The organism is Pseudoalteromonas lipolytica (genome assembly GCF_900116435.1).
GTDB lineage: Bacteria > Pseudomonadota > Gammaproteobacteria > Enterobacterales > Alteromonadaceae > Pseudoalteromonas > Pseudoalteromonas lipolytica.
This window is the reverse complement of record NZ_FPAZ01000017.1, coordinates 63,466-84,938: the sequence shown is the minus strand read 5'-3', so window position 1 is coordinate 84,938 and position 21,473 is coordinate 63,466. Positions and strand designations below refer to the sequence as shown.

Below are 21,473 nucleotides of genomic sequence, written 5' to 3'. Positions count from 1 at the left end.
ATCAACCAAGCGTGCATTAGCAGAACTCGCTAAAGCATCGCCAAATGCATTCCTTTAAACCTAAAACATGATCGTAGTTTCAATAACGCAGCTGTGTTAGCGTATATACTTTAAGATTACACTAAACATTGGCCTACGAACAATGGTTAACCCACTGATTGATGAGATTTTTCACCTTCTTCTACGACAGTCTACTTGGAAGGTGCATACGCTAGCCAGCGCGCTGGGAGAGACGAATTACCTTAAGCAACTCGATGAAGACCCGCAAAAAGACCTCTTTAAACGTAATTTTCTAATTATGAACGGATTGTATCAGTTACAAGCACAGCTAGCCCCGACCCAGCGATTAGAGATTGCATCGCTTCATATAGAGCTTATAGATACATGCCCTACAGACCGTCCAGAAAAAGACGATCCGCTAAGAGCATATTATTTAGATTGGCAAAACTATGACACGTCACGAGACGCCATTGATGCATTACTTGACCAATTTTGGCAGCGTTTTAGCACACACAATCGCTTCTGTCTTACTCAAGTATCAGCTGAGCAACTTTACCCGATCATACAACACTGGCAACTCCCTGCAGATTATTCATATAGAGAGCTGCAAAAACGGTGGCGACAACTCGCCTTAAAGTATCACCCTGATCGACAAGGTTCTGCTACCAAGTTCAAAAAAATACGGCAAGAATATGAGCAACTCAAGGCGAATTGCTCACATTAATTTTAGCGCGTTAATCGACGAGCTCGTATTTTACGCTTTTTAATATTACCTTCTGTTAATTTACGCAGAGCAGGCTTAACAGCAGCACGCTCAACAGCAATAAAGGCAACATTATCAAGTACATTTATTTTACCAACTTGGTGTCCCGCGACCCCTTCTTTACCCGTTAGCGCCCCTAAAATATCACCCGCACGAATTTTCTGCTTTTTACCTGCATCAATCATAAGCGTTGCCATTGTAGGCTTATAAGCTGGCTTTTCTAATAAACTAAACGGCGGAATAGGCTCTGGTTCAAAATCTTTTTCATAGTGATCACCTATTTGTGCCACTTTAAACTGCTCAGCTTCACCATAAATTGAACAGGCAATCCCTTTTTTACCTGCACGCCCGGTGCGGCCCACACGATGCACATGTGTTTGAGGGTCATGTGCTAAGTGGTAATTCACCACCATATCCATATCATTAATATCAAGCCCGCGTGCAGCAACATCCGTCGCGACCAAAATTGAAGCGCTTTTATTAGAAAAACGAATTAATGTACGTTCTCGTTCTCGCTGTTCTAAATCACCATGCAATGCGACGGCACTAAATCCTTCAGCAAAAAGGTCATCACAAATTTGCTGAGTCTCAACTTTCGTGTTGCAGAACACCACACAACTTTCTGGCTGAAACTTTAACAATAAAAGTTTTAAAGTATTAAAGCGCTGCTTGTTATTATCAAGTTTGTAAAAGTACTGTTTTATTGTGCTCTTTGCCTGCTCTTCTTCAACTTTTATAGTCTCAGGATTGCTCAATACACGCTCTGCAATTGCTGCTATTGATTTCGGATACGTCGCACTAAACAATAATGTTTGACGCTGGGCTGGAATGCATTCAACAATCGCATCTAAGGTATCTTGAAAACCCATGTCGAGCATTTGATCGGCTTCATCAAGCACTAAAGTTTCAACATCATCTAAGCGCAATGTCCCTTTACGAATATGGTCATCGACCCGCCCTGGTGTACCTACGATAATATGTGCACCATGTTCAAGCGAACCAATTTGCGGTCCAATTGATACGCCACCACACAAAGTAAGTACTTTAATATTGTGAATACTACGCGCTAACTTACGGACTTCTTCTGCAACCTGCTCAGCTAATTCACGCGTTGGGCAGAGAATTAATGATTGGATTCGAAAACGTTTAACATTTAATTTAGCCAGCACGCCTAAACTGAATGCAGCAGTCTTCCCTGAGCCAGTTTTAGCTTGGGCAATAATATCTTTTCCTTGCAAAATGACCGGCAAACTTTGCGCTTGCACTGGCGTCATTTGTGAATAACCTAAGGTCGATAAATTATCGATTAACTCTTGCGGCAAAGCCAACGATGAAAAAGCAGTAGCAGTCACAGTAACATTCCAAACTTGATAGTGGAGGGATATCCTCGAAGATTCAGAGGATCATAGCAGAGAATGGGTTTATTCTCTAAGTGAAAAGCCTTTCATACTGAAATTCATATTTGGTTACAGTTTGCATCTTTATAACTTGCTGCATTTGTTCTAGTTTGTAGTTATTACCAAGGAAGACACTATGCTACTTTTTAATACTGCTGCTGCTGATGTTTTTTACAAACAACCTAAAACATGCCCCCACTGTCAAAGCGAGCATTATTCATTAACCAATCACAGCAAGATACTGCGTTTTACTATTTTGCCAGTTATCCCACTATCAATCAGTTATCAGCGCCAGTGTGATGATTGTGGCTATATGACTCCCGTGTCTTGGTACGCACTTCCTACTTTAGAAATGCTCTCGATTATTAAGTACTTTGCCGGCGTGTTACTTTTAGGCTATTTTTTAATTCAAACTGTGCTTGGTGTTCATCAACAAACTACGAACGAAGTTAGTTATATAAATAAGCCAAAACTGTTCGACACGTATTTTGTCCACGCTGACAAATTTACCGACACCCCAAAACGGATTAATAATTTAAAAGTGGCACAACTGGTTGAATTTGATAATGACAACATGACCTTTCGTGTCGGTAATTACACCTACAAATATAATAAAGACATTGAAATTGCTATGCGCACAAGCATGTTGGTCCAAGATAATTATTTCTCAAGTAAAACCATGACCTTTAGCAAAGAACAAATACAGCAATTTTATGAAGACAACAGCATTTACAAAATCATGCGCCCTGAGCTTTATAGCTTATTCGGAGGCTTTGTAATGCACCCACCAAAGCCGAAACCCTTATATACCGGCGTAAAACTTGATAAGCACAATCAAGAAGGTATCACTTATTTTAAAGATGGGCTTTACACAGAAGCGCTAGACAGTTTTACGCTTTCTGCAGAGCGGGGTTATTCGTGGGGGCAACTTAACTTAGGGCAAATGTATCGCGATGGTCAAGGTACTCAAAAAAGTCTAGAAAAAGCGGCCTATTGGCTCAATAAAGCCACACAACAAGGCAACCTCAAAGCTAAAATTGAACTTGCTGAATTATGCCTAAGCTACGACTGCAGTAATTTAAACACAGATTAAATCCACTTTTTATAACATCCAATAAAGTAAACCAATGAATAACAAACGCATTGGTTATTTACATCAGATAGGTTACGTTATAACATATTTTAACTAGTGCATAATGAAGTATAGATAGAAAGAGCAGAATAATTCTCCTGCTTTGTTTTAGGGGTTCTATGAGTCCCAGAAGACAAACACCTTTGGGTTTATATAGCTTAAAGGAACACCCTGCACATTAGCACGCTTACGTTCCCGTGCTAATTTCTTGCCGGCGAGGTTTCTCGCCGGCACTTTTTATTTAATTTCTCACTTTGTGCCACAACTCAACCACTAGCACCACCACAATCCCCGCAGCGACGCCAAGCAAACCATCGAATAAAATCGGTGTAACAACTTCCCCTGTTTTACCAAGATAAGTAAGTGCAAACTCACTCACGCCTTGCTGAGCGTGATGCAACACAGGTATGCCGTGAACGAGTATGCCACCGCCAACCAAAAACATTGCAACTGTACCTGCGAACGCTAAAAAACGCATCAACTGAGGGGCTGCCGCGACTAAAAAGGTGCCTAATAACTGTTTAAATTTCCCGCCTGTTTGCTGGGCTTTTTGCAGTAAATACAAACCGGCATCATCAAGTTTTACAATGCCTGCAACAAGACCATAAACGCCAATAGTCATAATGATTGCAATAACCGTTAACACCAATGCTTGATTAACCAGTGTAGCACCGGCAACTGTGCCCAAGGTTATAACAATAATTTCGGCTGAGAGGATAAAGTCCGTGCGAATAGCCCCTTTCACTTTCTGTTTTTCGTATTCGTGCAAGTCTTGATGTTCGATGGCAGATTCATCTTCAGCTTTTGTGTGATCAAACAGCTTTTGAATAATTTTTTCAGCACCTTCAAAGCACAAAAATAAGCCACCTATCATTAAAAGCGGCGTAATAAGCCAAGGTAACCACACACTAATCAATAATGCGGCAGGTACCAGTATCGCTTTATTGATAAACGATCCCTTTGCAACAGCCCAGACTACGGGTAATTCTCGATCAGCCGTGACCCCAGTTACTTGTTGCGCATTGAGTGCTAGGTCGTCACCCAATACCCCTGCTGTTTTTTTAGTTGCGACTTTACTCATTGTCGCAATATCATCTAAAAGCGTTGTAATATCATCAAGTAAGGTTAATAAGTTAGTCCCAGCCATAGCAGCTCCTTGCCCATTAATTTCAATAACAACATAACTTATCCTGGTATTTTCACCAACGGTTAATTTTTCTTTGTTAGGCTTATAAATCCACACCATCTGAAGAAACACATTTCCAATGGTTTGGGTAGATTCATTAAAACAGGGGTGTTTCCATGATTAAGCCACTTACTTTAGGGCTCGCTTTAGTCACCTTGTGTGCTTGTGCCGAGCAAAGTGCGCCAAACAATTATAAGTGTGATGAAGAAATCGCGAGTATTACCGACATCAATGAAGAGCAAGCAACACTTTCATTTCAACAAGAGTCTTTTTTACTAAGCCGGCAAGTCAGCGCCTCGGGTGTAAAGTACAGTAATGACACCGTACTTTTTTGGTCTAAAGGTCCTGAGGCTATGCTCATTTTGAGAGGTAAAAAATACCACTGTGCTCTCGCCCAATAAAACAGCGAATTCTCCCTGCTAAATTAGCTTAAAGATTGATTTTGAGTATAATAGCGACAGTTTTTTCAGCGTTTAAGCGACCAAAATGAAATACAAAGATCTTCGCGAATTTATCGAGTTATTAGAACAAAAGGGTGAACTAAAGCGGATCAAACAAGAGATTGATCCCTACCTAGAAATGACCGAAATTGCCGATCGCACCTTACGTGCTGAAGGCCCTGCCCTATTATTCGAAAATCCAAAAGGCCACTCAATTCCTGTACTTGCCAACTTATTCGGAACACCCAAGCGTGTTGCGATGGGTATGGGGCAAAATGATGTGAGTGAACTGCGCGAAGTCGGTAAGTTACTGGCCTTTTTAAAAGAGCCAGAGCCACCAAAAGGAATTAAAGAGGCGCTAGGTCAAATCCCCGTATTTAAACAAGTGTTAAATATGCCAGCTAAGGAAGTTAAAAAAGCAGCGTGCCAACAAGTGATTCTTGAAGGCGATGACGTTGATTTAACAAAACTGCCTATTCAACACTGTTGGCCGGGTGATGCAGCACCACTTATCACATGGGGTCTGACGGTCACCAAAGGACCTTATAAAAAGCGCCAAAACCTAGGTATCTACCGTCAGCAATTATTAGGTAAGAATAAAATCATTATGCGCTGGTTATCTCACCGTGGTGGCGCGCTTGATTTCCGTGAGTGGTGCAAAGAACACCCGAACGAGCCATACCCAGTGTCGGTAGCCCTTGGCGCAGACCCTGCCACTATTCTTGGCGCGGTAACACCTGTACCAGATACACTCAGTGAATACGCATTCGCAGGCCTGTTACGCGGTAGTAAAACCGAAGTGGTTAAATCTATTTCCAATGACTTGCAAGTGCCTGCAACAGCTGAGTTTATCTTAGAAGGCTATATTATGCCGGGTGAAACAGCCCCAGAGGGCCCCTACGGTGACCATACAGGCTATTACAATGAGGTAGATGAGTTTCCTGTTATGACAGTGACGCACATCACGCATCGTGAAAATCCAATCTACCATAGTACTTATACAGGTCGTCCACCTGATGAACCCGCTGTATTAGGCGTGGCATTAAACGAAGTCTTTGTGCCTATTTTACAAAAGCAATTTCCAGAAATTGTCGACTTCTATTTGCCCCCAGAAGGCTGTTCATATCGTATAGCTGTCGTGACCATGAAAAAACAATACCCAGGCCACGCAAAACGCGTAATGATGGGTGTGTGGTCATTTCTTCGCCAGTTCATGTATACAAAGTTTGTCATTGTCTGTGATGACGATGTAAATGCACGTGATTGGAATGACGTGATCTGGGCGATAACCACACGCATGGATCCTGCCCGTGATACCACACTGATTGAAAATACACCGATTGACTATTTAGACTTTGCATCACCCGTCTCTGGCCTAGGCTCAAAAATGGGAATGGATGCGACAAATAAATGGCCAGGAGAAACCGATCGGGAATGGGGTGAGCCCATTGTAATGGACCCAAAAATTAAAGATCGTGTTGATGAAATATGGGACAGCTTAGATATTCTCTAAGCTGTGTCTGTGATAAACTGCTCAAAAATTAACGGTTGTGAGCGCACTCGCAATCGGTTATGCGTCTCTGCTTTATAAAGGTAAACTATGCAAACATTACTCGCTGACGTTGTTGCGATCAGCCCGCTTACAGACCACGTACATAAGGTCATTTTGAAACCACAGCAACCTGTGTCATTCGAGGCAGGCCAATATATGCAACTTGTATTAGGCGAAAAAGATAAGCGTGCCTTTTCAATTGCTAGTCGCCCATCGCAAACTGAGCAAATTGAATTACACATAGGCGCATCAGGTGCGGATTCATATGCAATGCAGGCACTTGAACACTTACGTCACGCTCATACAGCACAACAACAGGTTAACGTTGAAGTTGGTTTAGGTGTGTCACAACTTCGCACTGAAGGCGAACGCCCTATCATTTTATTAGCGGGCGGTACGGGCTTTTCGTATGCAAAATCGATGGCTGATCACCTAGCTGAAATAGGCTGTGATCGCCCCGTGTTGTTTTACTGGGGTGTGCGTGAAGAATCGGCTCTTTATGCCCATGACGAAATGCAAGCTTGGGCAGAGAGTAACCCTCACTTTCAATACATTCCCGTTGTTGAAAATGCCCCTGCAAGTTGGTCTGGCAAAACAGGCTTTGTTCACAAAGCGGTCATGGCTGATATAGTGTCTCTTGAGCCATACGATATATATATGGCTGGCCGTTTTGACATGATTGGCATTGTGCGTGATGACTTTATTGCACATGGTGCAGTTCGTGAAAACATGTACGCAGATGCATTTGCATTTATAAAGTAAGTGATCCTTTCTTGCTATGAAGGCACCCAGTTTACTGGGTGCCTTTTTTATTTGTTTTAACTCACACTTAAATCCATATAACGATTTCACAAACTGCATTTCCTTGACCATACTTTATATAGAATAATGATGGGGAGAGACCCAAATGCTAAATACAAAAGTACAAGATTTTATGCAACGTAAGTTGCCACATATTACACCCGAAACCGAAATGACCACCGCCATTAGCGAGCTGCAAAAGTTTAAACTATTAGGCGCGCCGGTGTTTGATGATAATAAAGCTTTGGTTGGCTTTATTTCTGAGCAAGAATTACTACAACCACTAATGCAAAACAGTTATTTCTGCGATGGTGTGGTAAAGGTGAAACAGCTAATGCGAACAGATGTCGTCACCGTGAGTATTGATCAAAATATCATTGAGCTTGCCGACGGCATGAAGACCGGCAAACCCAAAAACTACCCAGTTGTTGAAGGTAACAAAGTGGTTGGCATGATCAGCCGTGGCGATGTGCTCAAAGCACTTTATGAGAACTATGTCTCGTGCCAAGAGCATCAAGTGTAAGTTTTGTAGCTAGCTGCTGCTCATTAGCGGTTTGCAGCTAACTCTCTTAAAGCGGCTTTATCGGCATTACTCAAATAAGCAATTTCAAGCGCATTCGCTTGTGCTTTTTCTATGTCTGTTTGGGTTAAGCCCGCAGCGGGCGCAGCGACACGATACTCATGTTCAATTTCAATGCCTTCCACGGCGGGATCATCCGTATTAATTGACGCCAAAATACCGTGATCTAAAAATGTTTTTAAAGGATGACTTGCCAGTTCGGCCACTGTGCTGGTTTGAATATTACTGGTTAAACAAGATTCAATTCCGATGCGGTTATCGCGTAAATAGTCCATAAGTTTTGGATCTTCAATGGCTTTTACGCCATGCCCAATACGCGTCGCACCCAGCTGATTTATTGCCTGCCAAATACTGTCACTGCCTCGCGCTTCACCAGCATGAATCGTCGCGGCCAAATAAGCATCGTGTACTTGCTTAAAATGGTTAACAAACAACTCTCCGGGAAACCCCATTTCATCTCCAGCTAAATCAACCGCCACAAGATCGTTTTTAAATGCAAGCAGTGCATCAAGTTCTTGTTGGCAAATTTCAGTCCCGTACGTACGTGACATAATACCAATCAAATTCACTTTAATCGGGGCACCTTGGCAAGCACTTTTTACACCATCAACAACCGCTTCCACAACACCTTGTGGATGTAAGCCTTGGCTTTGCGCCATGTAATAAGGGCTAAAACGCAGCTCAACATAATCAAGTTTTTGTGCTAATGCATCTTCAACATTTTCGACTGCGATACGACGACACGCATCATAATCTCCCAGCACTTTTACACCCCAATCAAGCTTTTGTAAAAACGCCACTAAATTAGGTTCAGGGTCAATCACCTGTACGTGCGGAATAAGTGCGTCAATATGGTCTGCCGGTAGCGCAAGATTAAACTGTCGACCCAAGTCTAAAATTGTCTGTGGTCGAACATTACCATCAAGGTGGCGATGAATATCAAGCAAAGGAAGTGTGTTGTTGATCATAATTGGCACTCAGTTCAGTCAGTTTTCGCGGATCATACGTACCCGCGTTGATATTTCAAGTTTAGATGATTTTATTTACTTTATTGAGGTCAATTGTCTGCATTAATTCACTGATTTATTTTGTAAGTGATACCACAAGGTTTTAAAGAGTTTATCGGCATCAATGGGTTTCGTTAAATATCCATCCATGCCACTGGCCAACCCTTTTTTCAAATCATCATCATGCGCATTCGCTGATAAGCCGATAATTGGTAGGTCATTTATTAATAATTCATTACGAATAACTTGCGTTGCTTGCAAGCCATCCATATTCGGCATCTGAATATCCATGAGTACTAAATCATAACTCTTTTCACTAATCATCTTAATTGCTTCGTGACCGTCTTTGGCAACATCGGGAAGGCACCCTTTTGTTTTTAAAATAGCGCATGCCACATGCTGGTTAAGCGGGTTATCTTCCACTAATAAAATAGCCACATTCGCAAATGAAATCGCCGAAATGTCAATTTCTGATAGCACGTCATCCGTGTGGATGACAGCCTCTAAAGGCGACTCAAACGGCACTGTGAATGTAAAGGTAGAGCCTTGCCCTTCAACACTCGTGAGGCTTATGTCTCCGCCCATTAAATCAATAAGCTTTTTACAAATGCTTAAACCGAGTCCCGTACCGCCAAAGCGGCGAGATGTCGAACTATCGGCTTGAGAGAATGGTTGAAATAGCTGCTCCTGCACCTCTTTTTTAATTCCAATACCCGTATCAATGACGCTAAAATAAGTCATCTTATTTTCTTGCCAAATTCGTAACGTGATCTCGCCTTCAGGGGTGAACTTAACGGCATTATTAAGTAAATTAAGCAGAATTTGTTTCAACCGAATAGCATCTGTTTGAATCACTAATGATTCACTTCGGTCGTAATCAACCACAAAATTAAGTGAGCGTGAGTTCAGTTCAAACTGCATTAAATTACTGATCTCATTAATTAAGCTATTAATATCGACAGGTTCTTGGTGCAGCTCTAATCGCCCAGCTTCGATTTTCGAAAAATCTAGCACATCATTAAGAACGCGCAGTAACACGTTTAGCGCACCATCTGCTTGTTCGATATAAGCACGGGCTTGCTGCCAATCTTGCTCTTGTAACGCCAAATAATGTAACCCTTTGATACCATTGATTGGGGTGCGGATTTCATGGCTCATATTAGCCAAGAACTCACTTTTAATTTGACTGGCTTTATCGGCTTTTAATTTTTCTTCTCGTAAGCTTTGTGTCTGTTTTGCCACTTGCTGACGAATTTGAATATTCGTGCCCGTCACCGAGATTAAAAACGTAATCAGCAACCATACGAATAGCATGCCCACTATTTGCGCAAACCAATACACAAGCCATGAGGATTGCTTAACCGGCTCCCACAGCTTTACTTGCCAAACACGCTCACCAACAATGAAATTAAAATGCGCTATTACCTTTGTACCAACCCGCTGCGGACTGAATATTTCGGTGGGATTATCTCCATCCGTCATATCATAAAAACTGGCATCAATATCGGTGTTTTGGTTGTAGTTAAGCGTTTGTGCCAAAACCTCTAAGTTAACGACAGCCACAACATAACCTTTAAAACCAACTTGGTGATGTAAATCCGCATACACAGGGTTGAAAAACAGCACTCCCCGTTCATTCCCGCCCCCTTGCATAAGCGAAATAGGTTCACTGACGGTGACACTTTTACTCAAGCGCGAATTGGTCAGCGCCTCAAAACGGACCGCACTTGAGGCCAAGTCAAAGCCTTTCACTGCTTCATTTCCAATCAAGGGATGAATGTACTGCACTGGAAAATAAATATCGCGTTTGCTGACAGCTTGCCATTCACCTTCAGTATTTTTTTCTTTTACGTAATAGTCGTCACCTAACTCATCGCGCAGTAAGTTTTCGTAATTACTCAACTGTGAGTGAATGACTTTGGGTGCCCACTCAAATGCAGCTATTTCGGTGCTATCTTGCAATTGTCGAGAGGTAAAGCGCTTAAACTCTCTAAAATCAACGTCATCGCTGCTAGCAAAAAATGTCGCCAGTAACGCTAGATGAGACTGTATTTCACCAACACGGTGTTCTAAATTAGTCTTAATGGCACTTACTTTAGTCTGTTGACGTTGCTCGTCCTTAGCTTTTTTTACACTTGATGCGCCATAAAAGCTGACACAAATAATCATGTAAATCACCAGAGACGGCACAATAATTTGAACACGTTGTTGAATGTGATTGTAACTAAACGCAGCCAGTACCAATGGAGTAAAAATCAGTACACCAATGCTGTCACCAATCCACCAAGCAACAAAATTGTTTAACGCCATATAATGGGGGATCACATCATTGATAACCAATAATGCGGTGCCTGCAGAGGCAGCTATTAAGCTACACAATGGACCGCCAATAATCAGCCCTTGTACGCTTTGTCTTAGCGAAGAAAGTTCGAGTGGATTTTTTACTAAATGGATAATAATGTAATACGCAAGCCAAGCTTGAAAAGTTGAGGCAAGGGTTACACCGATTGCTTGCAGCATTATCTGCCAATGCAAAATGTCGGATACGTTATCTAAATGAATTAAGTTAACCAGAAATGCACCCAGCAAAACCCCAGGGAGTGCTCGGTTTCGGCTGAGTAAAATACTGGCAAGAGCAATACCCGATGGAGGCCAAGCTGCAACAGCATAGCCGTCGATTGCCAGTAAAGAATTGCTTAAATACCCCGTAAAAAAGTAGGCTAGAGCGATACTTATTGTTAACGTAAACGCATTTTTCAAGCCATCACTCCTTAACTGGCAGTCATAAAATTATTGATACAGAACCAATGCTTTGTCTGGTTGCCCACTCTTACTGTAACTCAATACGGCTTGCTGTAAGTAGTCGTCACGATTCGTTGCGTTCAGTGCTTTATCAAACACACGTGCAGCTAAATCGTATTCGCCATGCGCATTGGCTAAACACGCAAGCGCAAGAAGAAGGTCGGTATTTTCGGTGTCTTTCTTCAATACATCTTGCAAACTGGCCTGCAGTTTTAGCGCATCACCTGCTGCACTAGTGCGAAGAATACGAGCTAAGTCTTTATGTTGCAGAGGCTTTTTAATCATTTTAATTAAGCTTAGCTCTATTTTATTTAGTTTTCCTGCGCGCGCCATGGCTTTTAAGTAACTTACTTCTGCCATTGGTTTTAAGTTCTTTGTCAGTTGCTCAAAACGCTCGGTTAACGAGGTGTCAGCCTGCGCTGCAAAATAACGGTCAAACACCTGTTGCCATTCTTTTTCTGTGAGCACTTTTTTACGCAGTAATCGTGGCATAAAGTCATCAAGCGCAGACCATTTCTGCTCTTGAACTAATACCTGAGCATACATTTTGAGCTCTAGGTTTGTTGCTTTTTTGCGCTCGGCTAACGTTTTTAATTCCGCAAAGATCGTGCTGCATTCACCGCTAGCAAGCCATAAATTAGCCACTTTTAATTGATTTGCTTGGTTGATTTTATCAAGATAGCTAATCGCTTTTTCACTGTTATTATTCGCCAGTGCAGCTTTGGCAAGCAGTGCATAACGTATATCGGTCCACGGCTCTGCGACACTGTTGTTATCCAGTGCTAATTCAAGCTCTGCGTAGTCGTTATTAATCAAACTCCATACGCCTTGTTCAATAGCCGCTTGTTTGCGCTCTTCACTGCGGGCAAAAAAACGATGGCGTGTATGGCTATATAACGACCATAAATAACGCACCAACTTATACCCTAAGTAAGCAATACCACACCCCAGCACAATAAGGGCTGCAACCCCCCATATAGTGCCCTCGATGGTCGTTTTATTGAACGCAATCAGTACATAGCCTTTTTGATCTATAAAAAAAGGAGCAATGCCTAAACAGACTGCAATCGCAATTATCAGCAATAAAAAGCGGATCATTGTGCCCACTCCTTCACCTGCTCCGTACTTTGCAATGACACGTTAGGATTAAAATCGAGTTGCTCTTTAGAAAGCTCAGTTAAACTCTTTAATGCAGCTTTAGTCACGGCATCATCTTGCTTAAAGTAGTCTTTAACAAGCGCATGTGCCGCTTCAACCGCTGTAAAGTACACACTACTTTGCTTGGTTAAAATCGCATCCTGAGCTTGTGCTAAATAGAGCCTTAAACGCTGTTTAACTAAATGACGCTCTTGCTCACTTAAAAACGGCGCCACAACCATGTCTTCTCGCGTACGAACCGTGACAAAAAAATCTTTGAATTGCAGCCACGACTTTGCAAGATTCTGACGCCATTCGCTGACATTTTCACTTAATTGATTAGGATCGTCCTGGCTGACTTCTTCAGGTAATGAAATCGCGTTAAATACCAACTCATCGACTTTTTGATTGATGCCATGCAGCTTTAAATAAATCGCTTCAACAGCCACTGGGTCAATGCCGTTCAAAGTTTGTAAGTCCTGATGAATTGCTTGGCGAATAGCCCCCGTACCAGGATGCTCTGCTAATAAGCTGTCTAATCGTGATAAAACAGCAGCCGCTCCCCGAAAGTCATGCTCAGCCCACAACTTAAACTCAGCCATACGCTGCAGACTGGTCACTTCTTGTGGGTTTAACGTATAGCTTTGTTGCTCAGCACGCTTTAAAGCGGCTTGCAGTTGTTGCTGAGTTTGTTCGGCATTATCACGCAACGTATCCGCGACTTTTTGCTCGCTATTATACAAAGCTTGTTGCAGAGTTTGCTGAGCATTCTTGATGGCATCGAGTTGTTGCTGTAGACGTTGGTTTTCAGTTGTCAGCTCGTTAAATGCCAGAGTAGACTGCTGATCGCTATTCAGTTTATGGTAAAACTCATAACCGACCGCTGAAGCAACGAGAAGTGAAATCAACAGTGCCAAACTACCGGTTTTACTTATCCCTTTTTTATGCTGAACCACTTGGTTTGATGCAGGCTTAGCCGCTGCTGCCTTTTTTGCTGGTTCAGCCGCAGCAGGTTTGGCTGACTGTTTTAGATCTGATTCACTCATTTTGCTACCTTGCTGATTAATGCAGGCGAACATAGCGCTATCACTAGCCCCTGCAGCAATATGTATATGTGTTCTAATGACATTTTTTTGTTGTAGGTATTCAGCGATACGTTCACTAGCAACATAAAACTGACACCCCTTCAACCATGCCAACTGTGACTCATTTAAGCCATTAAAAATGGCATCAACAGCCGCATTACTTGTAATGACTATACCCTCTACACCCGCTGTTTGCCAGTGGTCCATCCACTTACCTGATTCGCTTTCTATGGCACGTCGCTTATAAACAACAAGTTGATTTAACACGGCACCACGTTGTTTTAATGTTTTTGCTATTGTGGTACGCCCACCTTCTCCTTTCACTAAAACAATATTGCTAAGCTCTACATCTTGCAGTGTTTTTAGTGCAAGTAAGCCCTCGGAGTCGTGTTTTTTAGGAACTGCTGCGCGTCGCCCAAATGCCTCATGTATCGCATCTGCCGTCTGTTGGCCAACCGCATAAAGCTGCGCAGTTTTGTTAATTGTGGGGGTAAGCTTTAATAATGCGTGAACGGCATCTTGTGAGATAAAAATAATTTTGTCGGCATTTTCAAGCGGCGCGAGTGCTTGACTACTTGGCGTAAGATAATCAAGCGTCAATACTGGGCACAGGGTCGTTTGATAACCCGCCTGCTGAAGCTCAAGTGCAAGCTCAGTGCCTTTTCCTTCTGGACGAGTTATCAAAATATGCATATTACGCGTCTCTGTATACGTCAGCTAAAATTTTGTCTGCACCTTGCGCCAATAACTTTTCAGCGAGTTCAATGCCTAACTTCTCAGCATCAGCTACTGGGCCTGTAACGTCGTCGCGCAGCATTTGACTACCATCAACCGCGCCAACTAAACCACGCAAATAAACGTGATCATCATTCACGAGTGCAAAAGCACCAATTGGCACCTGACAACCGCCTTCTAAGCGGCGATTCATAGCGCGTTCGGCATTAACACGAATACGCGTTTCTGTATGCTCAAGCGGAGCCAGTAACGCTTTAGTTACTTCGTCATCAATACGGCATTCGATACCAACTGCACCTTGACCATTTGCAGGTAAAGAGACTTCTGGCTCGATGAACGCAGTGATTCGTTCTGGCATTTCAAGGCGAATTAAACCTGCAGCGGCAAGGATAATTGCATCGTATTGGCCATCATCGAGTTTCGCTAGGCGAGTATTCACATTACCGCGTAAATCACGGATATCTAAGTCTGGTCGCGCTTCTCGAATTTGACATTGACGGCGTAAACTTGACGTACCGACGATTGCACCCTGTGGTAACGCATCTAAACTCTTAAAGTTGTTTGATACAAATGCGTCTCGTGGGTCTTCACGCTCACAAATAGTATGCAACGCTAACCCTTCAGGGAACTCAACCGGTACATCTTTCATTGAATGAACAGCAATATCAGCGCGGCCGTCAAGCATCGCTTGCTCAAGTTCTTTTACAAATAAGCCTTTACCGCCAATTTTAGCCAAAGGGGTATCAAGAATAATATCGCCTTGCGTTGACATTGGAACGAGTTCAACTGTCACATCGTCATGAAAGTGTTCAAGTTGGGCTTTTACAAATTCTGCTTGCCATAGCGCTAGCGCACTTTTACGAGTGGCAATTCGAACGCGTTTGATTGTCTGTGTCATGAAAAATCCAATTATTTATCTGGCTGAACTTAATCAGCTAAAATTCTAAATTCTTTTTGTGCAAGTAAAGTGCCTTGTGCGTCAACGACTTCAACACGCCACTCACCAAGCTGTTCTGGCATAATATTTTTTGTCGAGTAAGTGCGATAACGCGGACTGCTTACTGCTAATTCAATAGAGGCTAGCTGCTCATCTTGGTAATACCATTGATGACGAACCGTTTGCCCTTGCATATTTCTAAGCTCACTAAAGAAGCTCAAACTATGCGTAATGTCCGCTAATCTTACATCGTTTTTTAGAACATTGACTGGTTCTCGATCAACAACATCGGTGGTTAATACCGCACGGCTCACTTTATCTGTATCTATTTTAGCGCCAATGGCCACGCTGGCAACATGAGCTGATTGTGAAAACTGCTGCACTTTATTATTAGGTGCTAAAGCGAGCTGCTGTTCATCGTTATTTTCAGGCTTCGCTTCGCTGTCTGTGGTCGTTTTAGCCGGTAATTGAGTGTCTTGCGAAGTAACGGTGTCCAGTGATTGCACGTGTGTTTTGGGCTTGAGAGACTCAGTTTCTGGCTCATTGGCCACACTATTAGGCACAAGGTCAGGGGTATTCACATCGGGCTGCTCTGCACTGTCCTCTGTGTTCTCGTCAACGTGCTCTGCTGCAAGATTATTATCAGGAGCTTGTAATACAGCGGTAGTCAACTCAGTGTGCGGCTCATCTTGTTCACTTTGCTCAGCACTCACAGCACCTACGAAGCTGTATATTACAGTCGCCAGGGCCACTAAAATCACGCCACTGAACATAAAAATACGTCGCCAATGCCATTGGTACGTTACCGCTGTGGGTGATGTGCTTGCAGGCTCCGCCGAATTCATATTTGCTGTTATTACAAGTTTGTTTGTCATGTTGGCCTCTTCACAACCAAAAATTAACTTAAGCGAGCAATTAACCACGCTCGAATAGCCATCAGTTCTTCACCACACACCTGATGTGCCATCGGATAGTCTTGCCAGCTAACTTCCATGTTATTTGCGCTCAGTACGTCAAATGCTTGCCTGCCCGCGCTATGCGGTACAACATCATCCATACGCCCATGCGCCATAAATATATTTAACGCCTGTTGCTTAGCTTCGTCAGCCAACTTATCGGGTGCGCACACATACGTTGATAACGCCATGACACCTGCTAACTTATAATCAAGACGTGGAGCCAAATGCAGTGACACGACTCCCCCTTGCGAAAACCCTGCTAAAATAATTTTACTCGCGGGGATGCCTTTCGCTATTTCTTGATCAATGAGCTCAGCCACTTTAGCAGCAGACTCTCGTACGCCTTGTTCGTCGGCACGCTTATCTAAATCCATCGATTTAATGTCGTACCATGAGCGCATCGCCATGCCCCCATTAATGGTGACCGGTTGCACTGGCGCATGAGGAAACACAAACCGCACACCGAGCTCTTTCGGTATCGCTAACTGCGGAGCAACAGGGGCAAACCCCTCTCCCGAGTCACCCAAGCCATGCAACCAAATAACGGTTGCCTTATGTTCACCTTGCGCGGGGTATTCTACAAACCCTAAACTCATAACTCAGAACGCCACTCGATCGGTTGACCCGCTTGGCGCGTAGCCGCATCGCACATAAATTGCCAGAACTCAGCACCAGAACGATTATCAATCCACTTATCGTCTCGCAATTCAAAGTGATGACCATTGAATTTAGTTGCCACCCACACTTGGTGCAATGGCGCTTGTTTATTGATCACTATTTTGCTGCGATCTGGGAAGATGATTTCTAAAATACCTGATGCAGACTCGTAGTCTAAATCAGCATCACATTCATCGATTTGCTCTTCAATTGTTAGCATCAACGCATCGGCTAGTGTGTGGTATTCATGATCAGTCATTTTAGTGTCCTTTAACGGGCTTTAAGCCTAGATCTGGAGGCAGATTGTGTACATCAAGTGTAACAGGAATAAATTCATCCGCGAATAGCTGCATTTTTTAAATATTCTGTTACTCTGCGATTATAAAGCCAGCAACCGTATTAATCTAATGAAAGAGACTCATAGCCAAAAATTTAAAACAATTTTACCTCTTAGTGCCCTACTTATGCTCACTCTGGTGGGCTGTGGACAAAGCGGTGCGCTTTATCTTCCAGATGATACTGCAAAGCCAGCAGAATCTCAGCCACAGGCTGATCCATCCGAACAACCAGAGCAAAAACAGGACCAATAGATGGACTTTTTTAACTACAATAATAATCAGCTATTCGCTGAAGACATCGCTGTCAAAGAGCTTGCCGACCAATACGGTACGCCCTGCTATATCTATTCACGTAAAACCTTTGAGCGCCATTATCTCGCTTTCGCCGAGGCAGCTAAATCACACAAAAGTTTAGTCTGTTACGCCGTTAAAGCGAATTCAAACATTGCTGTATTAAATATTTTAGCGCGCTTAGGCTCTGGTTTTGACATTGTTTCTAAAGGCGAGTTAGCTCGCGTTATTGCAGCCGGTGGCGATGCCAGTAAAGTGGTATTTTCTGGCGTTGCAAAAACTGCTGACGAAATTGCCTACGCGCTTGAATTGGGGATCAAGTGTTTTAACGTTGAGTCGGTTGCTGAGCTAGACCGTATATCAGAAGTAGCAACTTCACTAAACCGTGTTGCACCTATCTCGATTCGCGTGAACCCGGATATCGATGCCAAAACACACCCGTATATCTCAACCGGTTTAAAAGAAAATAAATTTGGTATTGATATTCAAACAGCGGTCAGCGTTTATCAATATGCAGCATCGCTTCCAGGTTTAAACATTACTGGGGTTGACTGTCACATTGGCTCACAGCTTACAGAAATTAAGCCTTTCTTAGCGGCTCTGGAAAAAGTGCTGACCTTAATCGAAGAATTAAAAGCCGTGAATATCACACTTACCCACCTAGATATTGGTGGAGGATTAGGCGTGCCTTATAATGGTGAAACACCGCCTCACCCAAGTGAATACGTTGATAAAATCACATCTCGCTTAGCTAATTATCAAGACTTAGAGCTTATTTTTGAGCCCGGTCGGGCCATTGCAGCTAATGCGGGTATTTTAGTGACCAAAGTTGAGTTTATTAAACAGAATCAAGACAAATATTTTGCCATTGTTGATGCCGGTATGAACGATATGCTGCGCCCATCTCTTTACCAAGCATGGCAAAAAATTGTGCCTGTCGAACCGCGCGAAGATGGCACGCCACGTCAAAACTACGACATTGTTGGCCCAGTGTGTGAAACGGGTGACTTTTTAGGAAAAGACCGTGAGCTTGCGCTACATGCTGGTGACCTACTGGCGCAACGCAGTGCTGGTGCATACGGCTTTACCATGAGCTCAAATTACAACTCACGTCCACGCGTCGCTGAGATCATGGTCGATGGCAAGCAAAGCCACTTAATCCGCCAACGTGAAACCTTAGAAAGCCTTTGGCAAGGTGAGAAAATTTTACCATAAACGTTTTTATAACCGCCCTGCTCTGTGGCATGATTAGCTCAGAGCAAATCCGAATTAGAGCGCTATGTTAGTTAATTTCTCAAAAATGCACGGCCTAGGTAACGACTTTGTTGTTATTGATAACATCACGCAGAATGTTTTCTTGTCACGTGATCAAATAAAGAAACTGGCAGATCGCCACTTTGGTATCGGCTTCGATCAATTACTTATGGTTGAAGCCCCTTACTCTCCTGATTTAGATTTTCACTATCGTATTTTTAATGCTGACGGCAACGAAGTGGAACAATGTGGCAATGGTGCTCGCTGTTTTGCGCGTTTTGTGCGCATGAAAGGCTTGACCAACAAACATAAAATTACCGTATCAACCAAGTCGGGAAACTTAACCTTATACATAGAAAAAGATGGTCAAGTAACCGTAAACATGGGCCATCCGGTCTTTGAGCCAAACAAAATTCCTCTCAAGGCAAGTAAACGCGAGTTAACGTACATTATTCGCACTGAAGAGCACACCATTTTTAGCGGTGCCGTGTCGATGGGGAATCCGCACTGCGTGTTAGAAGTCGACGACATTCAAACCGCAGAAGTCGCAACCTTAGGCCCACTACTTGAAAACCATGAACGCTTTCCACAGCGCGCAAATGTAGGATTTATGCAGGTTATTTCACAAGACCACATAAAACTAAGAGTGTGGGAGCGAGGCGTAAATGAAACATTAGCCTGTGGTACAGGGGCGTGCGCAGCGGTGGTGATTGGTCAAATACAAAGTAAACTGGCAAGCACTGTACAAGTTGACTTACCAGGAGGAAGCTTACAAGTGCGCTGGCAAGGTGAAGGTCATCCAGTAAGAATGACAGGGCCTGCAGAGCATGTATTCGACGGACAAGTGGCATTATGAGTAAACTAACAGAACAACATGTAGCTGAGTATTTAAAGGCACATCCAGACTTTTTAATAAATAATCCAGATGTTCTTGCGACACTTGAGTTGCAACAGCAAACGGCTGCTGCGACATCATTAGTGCACATTCAGCAGCGTCAGTTGCGTGAACACAACACCTTATTAAAAAATAAAATTGAGCAGTTAGTTGCACAAGCAAAAGAAAATGAATTGATTCATCGTTTGTTTAGCGAATGCCATCGCCAACTGTGGACTAACTACGACTTCAAAACGCTGGCAAATAATCTGCGCAATATTATTTGCACAAACCCGCTAATCAATGAATGTCAGTTAGTAAAGTATGAAAAAAAATACGATGATTTAATTGCTCACCGTTTACAAAATGACGGCATCTACTTAGGACGAGTGAATCAGCAAGAACGCGATTTATTATTTTCAGAATCAACCCAATCAACTGCCTTGTATTTGATTGGAAATAGCAACCACCCTGTCGCTATTTTGGCGTTTGGCAGTGATGATGTTAACCACTTTGAACCCGCTAAAGACAGTTTTTTTGTGCTTGAGTTCGTTCGCTCATTACAGCTACGGTTATTGGAACTTGCATGAGCGACGTAACAACGCCAGACCTTAATGAATTAAGCGATGCATGGCGTACGCCCATCCAGCTTTTTGCTGACTACTTACGTTACGAAAAACAATATTCGGTACACACCATAAACCAATACACCAGCCAGCTCGGCTTTGCCGCTTTATATTTTAGTAAGCTCAGTGAGAACTGGTTTACGGTTCAAGGTGAGCATATTCGCCGCTACAGTATGCAGCTGCGCAGTAAACAGTTAAGTGGCCGCACCATTAGTTTAAAGCTCAGCTGTATTCGCAGCTTGTATAAATTTTTAAAAGCAAAGAACATTGCCAATCAGGCACATTACCATAACCCTGCTGAAGCTATTAAAGGGCCTAAATTCTCAAAACCCTTGCCGAAAAATTTAGACGTTGATCAAATGGCAAAATTGCTAGAATTACCCGATGACGATCCTCTCGCTATTCGTGATAAAGCGATGATGGAGTTAATGTACTCATCGGGCTTGCGTATTAGCGAGTTAGTTGGTGCCAACATACAAGATATCAATCCCCGAGAAGGCGAAATTTTAGTACGGGGTAAGGGCAACAAAGAGCGTTTACTGCCCGTGGGGAGTAAAGCGTTAAGTGCGTTAAAAGCATGGCTAAAAATTCGCCCACAATTTGCACACCCTGATGAAATAGCCATATTCGTCAGCAGCCAAAAGAAACGTATTTCAATACGTCATGTACGGTTGCGCATGCAAGAGTGGGGGATCAAGCAAGGTATCAGCTCACAAGTACATCCGCACAAGTTACGTCACTCATTTGCATCACATATTTTAGAATCGTCGGGTGACCTGCGTGCTGTACAAGAGTTATTGGGACACACTAGTTTGTCTGCGACTCAAGTTTATACACACCTTGATTTTCAACATTTAGCCAAAGTATACGACAACACCCACCCACGCGCTAAAAAGCGCTCAACACCCGAGTAACCCTGT

21 protein-coding genes are annotated in these 21,473 nt (G+C 43.0%); 11 read left to right on the top strand and 10 right to left on the bottom strand.

The features are described from left to right. Positions 1-142 precede the first annotated feature (142 nt). On the top strand, positions 143-724 hold the full coding sequence (locus BM378_RS16640; RefSeq protein ID WP_036974446.1) for a DNA-J related domain-containing protein: 582 nt from the start codon (positions 143-145) through the stop codon (positions 722-724). Between the two features lie 2 nt (positions 725-726). On the opposite strand, the gene dbpA is transcribed toward BM378_RS16640, so the two are convergent. Then, on the bottom strand, positions 727-2,115 hold the full coding sequence (dbpA, locus tag BM378_RS16635) for an ATP-dependent RNA helicase DbpA (RefSeq protein ID WP_036974444.1): 1,389 nt from the start codon (positions 2,113-2,115) through the stop codon (positions 727-729). 181 nt (positions 2,116-2,296) lie between these two features. Here dbpA and BM378_RS16630 point away from each other — a divergent pair, with 181 nt between their 5' ends. After that, on the top strand, positions 2,297-3,253 hold the full coding sequence (locus BM378_RS16630) for a tetratricopeptide repeat protein (RefSeq protein WP_074989629.1): 957 nt from the start codon (positions 2,297-2,299) through the stop codon (positions 3,251-3,253). A gap of 280 nt (positions 3,254-3,533) precedes the next feature. On the opposite strand, the gene BM378_RS16625 is transcribed toward BM378_RS16630, so the two are convergent. Next, complete coding sequence (locus tag BM378_RS16625; RefSeq protein WP_074989637.1) at positions 3,534-4,439, bottom strand: DUF808 domain-containing protein; 906 nt, start codon at positions 4,437-4,439, stop codon at positions 3,534-3,536. 155 nt (positions 4,440-4,594) lie between these two features. On the opposite strand from BM378_RS16625, the gene BM378_RS16620 reads away from it, so the two are divergent. From BM378_RS16620 to BM378_RS16605, 4 genes are all read left to right on the top strand, one after another. Further along, positions 4,595-4,879, top strand: coding sequence for an MliC family protein (locus BM378_RS16620; RefSeq protein ID WP_227006855.1), 285 nt, complete (start codon positions 4,595-4,597; stop codon positions 4,877-4,879). 85 nt (positions 4,880-4,964) lie between these two features. Continuing rightward, a complete protein-coding gene (ubiD, locus tag BM378_RS16615; RefSeq protein ID WP_074989628.1) occupies positions 4,965-6,431 on the top strand; it encodes a 4-hydroxy-3-polyprenylbenzoate decarboxylase in 1,467 nt (488 codons plus the stop codon). 87 nt (positions 6,432-6,518) lie between these two features. Next, entirely contained in the window at positions 6,519-7,232 is a 714-nt protein-coding gene (gene fre / locus BM378_RS16610; RefSeq protein WP_074989627.1) for an NAD(P)H-flavin reductase, read from the top strand. Positions 7,233-7,377: 145 nt separating this feature from the next. Beyond that, the gene (locus BM378_RS16605; protein ID WP_036974436.1) at positions 7,378-7,794 is read left to right on the top strand and encodes a CBS domain-containing protein; all 417 of its coding nucleotides are present in this window, start codon (positions 7,378-7,380) and stop codon (positions 7,792-7,794) included. A 23-nt stretch (positions 7,795-7,817) separates the two neighbouring features. Here the strand turns inward: BM378_RS16605 and add are convergent, their stop codons facing one another. From add to cyaY, 8 genes are all read right to left on the bottom strand, one after another. Further along, entirely contained in the window at positions 7,818-8,819 is a 1,002-nt protein-coding gene (gene add, locus BM378_RS16600; protein WP_065978891.1) for an adenosine deaminase, read from the bottom strand. Between the two features lie 102 nt (positions 8,820-8,921). Beyond that, entirely contained in the window at positions 8,922-11,618 is a 2,697-nt protein-coding gene (locus tag BM378_RS16595; protein ID WP_036974432.1) for a CHASE domain-containing protein, read from the bottom strand. Positions 11,619-11,648: 30 nt separating this feature from the next. Then, a complete protein-coding gene (locus BM378_RS16590) occupies positions 11,649-12,758 on the bottom strand; it encodes a heme biosynthesis HemY N-terminal domain-containing protein (RefSeq protein ID WP_065978890.1) in 1,110 nt (369 codons plus the stop codon). Next, positions 12,755-14,575, bottom strand: a complete 1,821-nt coding sequence (locus BM378_RS16585; protein ID WP_074989626.1) for a uroporphyrinogen-III synthase — start codon at positions 14,573-14,575, stop codon at positions 12,755-12,757. The genes BM378_RS16590 and BM378_RS16585 overlap by 4 nt, the downstream gene beginning before the upstream one ends. Position 14,576: 1 nt before the next feature. After that, positions 14,577-15,515, bottom strand: a complete 939-nt coding sequence (hemC, locus tag BM378_RS16580) for a hydroxymethylbilane synthase (RefSeq protein WP_036974425.1) — start codon at positions 15,513-15,515, stop codon at positions 14,577-14,579. A gap of 29 nt (positions 15,516-15,544) precedes the next feature. After that, the gene (locus BM378_RS16575) at positions 15,545-16,429 is read right to left on the bottom strand and encodes a DUF2914 domain-containing protein (RefSeq protein ID WP_074989636.1); all 885 of its coding nucleotides are present in this window, start codon (positions 16,427-16,429) and stop codon (positions 15,545-15,547) included. Positions 16,430-16,452: 23 nt separating this feature from the next. Beyond that, positions 16,453-17,109 (bottom strand): alpha/beta hydrolase, encoded by a 657-nt coding sequence (locus BM378_RS16570; protein ID WP_074989625.1) that lies wholly within the window; start codon positions 17,107-17,109, stop codon positions 16,453-16,455. Next, positions 17,106-17,429, bottom strand: a complete 324-nt coding sequence (gene cyaY / locus BM378_RS16565) for an iron donor protein CyaY (RefSeq protein ID WP_036974421.1) — start codon at positions 17,427-17,429, stop codon at positions 17,106-17,108. The genes BM378_RS16570 and cyaY overlap by 4 nt, the downstream gene beginning before the upstream one ends. 148 nt (positions 17,430-17,577) lie before the next feature. Here cyaY and lptM point away from each other — a divergent pair, with 148 nt between their 5' ends. From lptM to BM378_RS16540, 5 genes are all read left to right on the top strand, one after another. After that, a complete protein-coding gene (gene lptM, locus BM378_RS16560) occupies positions 17,578-17,760 on the top strand; it encodes an LPS translocon maturation chaperone LptM (RefSeq protein ID WP_036974419.1) in 183 nt (60 codons plus the stop codon). Further along, positions 17,761-19,014: a diaminopimelate decarboxylase gene (lysA, locus tag BM378_RS16555; protein ID WP_065978886.1), complete on the top strand. Its 1,254-nt coding sequence runs from the start codon at positions 17,761-17,763 to the stop codon at positions 19,012-19,014. It begins immediately after the preceding gene. 64 nt (positions 19,015-19,078) lie between these two features. Beyond that, positions 19,079-19,909, top strand: a complete 831-nt coding sequence (gene dapF, locus BM378_RS16550; RefSeq protein ID WP_036974416.1) for a diaminopimelate epimerase — start codon at positions 19,079-19,081, stop codon at positions 19,907-19,909. Next, a complete protein-coding gene (locus BM378_RS16545) occupies positions 19,906-20,517 on the top strand; it encodes a DUF484 family protein (protein ID WP_036974415.1) in 612 nt (203 codons plus the stop codon). Before dapF ends, BM378_RS16545 begins: the two co-directional genes overlap by 4 nt. Then, a complete protein-coding gene (locus BM378_RS16540) occupies positions 20,514-21,467 on the top strand; it encodes a tyrosine recombinase XerC (RefSeq protein ID WP_065978885.1) in 954 nt (317 codons plus the stop codon). Before BM378_RS16545 ends, BM378_RS16540 begins: the two co-directional genes overlap by 4 nt. Positions 21,468-21,473 lie beyond the last annotated feature (6 nt).

Bases quoted from the DNA above. Each gene is read 5' to 3' on its own strand.
- BM378_RS16640 (WP_036974446.1), top strand. From the start codon at position 143: ATGGTTAACCCACTGATTGATGAGATTTTTCACCTTCTTCTACGACAG.
- BM378_RS16630 (WP_074989629.1), top strand. From the start codon at position 2,297: ATGCTACTTTTTAATACTGCTGCTGCTGATGTTTTTTACAAACAACCT.
- BM378_RS16625 (WP_074989637.1), bottom strand. From the start codon at position 4,439: ATGGCTGGGACTAACTTATTAACCTTACTTGATGATATTACAACGCTT.
- BM378_RS16620 (WP_227006855.1), top strand. From the start codon at position 4,595: ATGATTAAGCCACTTACTTTAGGGCTCGCTTTAGTCACCTTGTGTGCT.
- ubiD (WP_074989628.1), top strand. From the start codon at position 4,965: ATGAAATACAAAGATCTTCGCGAATTTATCGAGTTATTAGAACAAAAG.
- fre (WP_074989627.1), top strand. From the start codon at position 6,519: ATGCAAACATTACTCGCTGACGTTGTTGCGATCAGCCCGCTTACAGAC.
- BM378_RS16605 (WP_036974436.1), top strand. From the start codon at position 7,378: ATGCTAAATACAAAAGTACAAGATTTTATGCAACGTAAGTTGCCACAT.
- add (WP_065978891.1), bottom strand. From the start codon at position 8,819: ATGATCAACAACACACTTCCTTTGCTTGATATTCATCGCCACCTTGAT.
- BM378_RS16590 (WP_065978890.1), bottom strand. From the start codon at position 12,758: ATGATCCGCTTTTTATTGCTGATAATTGCGATTGCAGTCTGTTTAGGC.
- BM378_RS16585 (WP_074989626.1), bottom strand. From the start codon at position 14,575: ATGCATATTTTGATAACTCGTCCAGAAGGAAAAGGCACTGAGCTTGCA.
- hemC (WP_036974425.1), bottom strand. From the start codon at position 15,515: ATGACACAGACAATCAAACGCGTTCGAATTGCCACTCGTAAAAGTGCG.
- BM378_RS16575 (WP_074989636.1), bottom strand. From the start codon at position 16,429: ATGACAAACAAACTTGTAATAACAGCAAATATGAATTCGGCGGAGCCT.
- BM378_RS16570 (WP_074989625.1), bottom strand. From the start codon at position 17,109: ATGAGTTTAGGGTTTGTAGAATACCCCGCGCAAGGTGAACATAAGGCA.
- cyaY (WP_036974421.1), bottom strand. From the start codon at position 17,429: ATGACTGATCATGAATACCACACACTAGCCGATGCGTTGATGCTAACA.
- lptM (WP_036974419.1), top strand. From the start codon at position 17,578: ATGAAAGAGACTCATAGCCAAAAATTTAAAACAATTTTACCTCTTAGT.
- lysA (WP_065978886.1), top strand. From the start codon at position 17,761: ATGGACTTTTTTAACTACAATAATAATCAGCTATTCGCTGAAGACATC.
- dapF (WP_036974416.1), top strand. From the start codon at position 19,079: ATGTTAGTTAATTTCTCAAAAATGCACGGCCTAGGTAACGACTTTGTT.
- BM378_RS16545 (WP_036974415.1), top strand. From the start codon at position 19,906: ATGAGTAAACTAACAGAACAACATGTAGCTGAGTATTTAAAGGCACAT.
- BM378_RS16540 (WP_065978885.1), top strand. From the start codon at position 20,514: ATGAGCGACGTAACAACGCCAGACCTTAATGAATTAAGCGATGCATGG.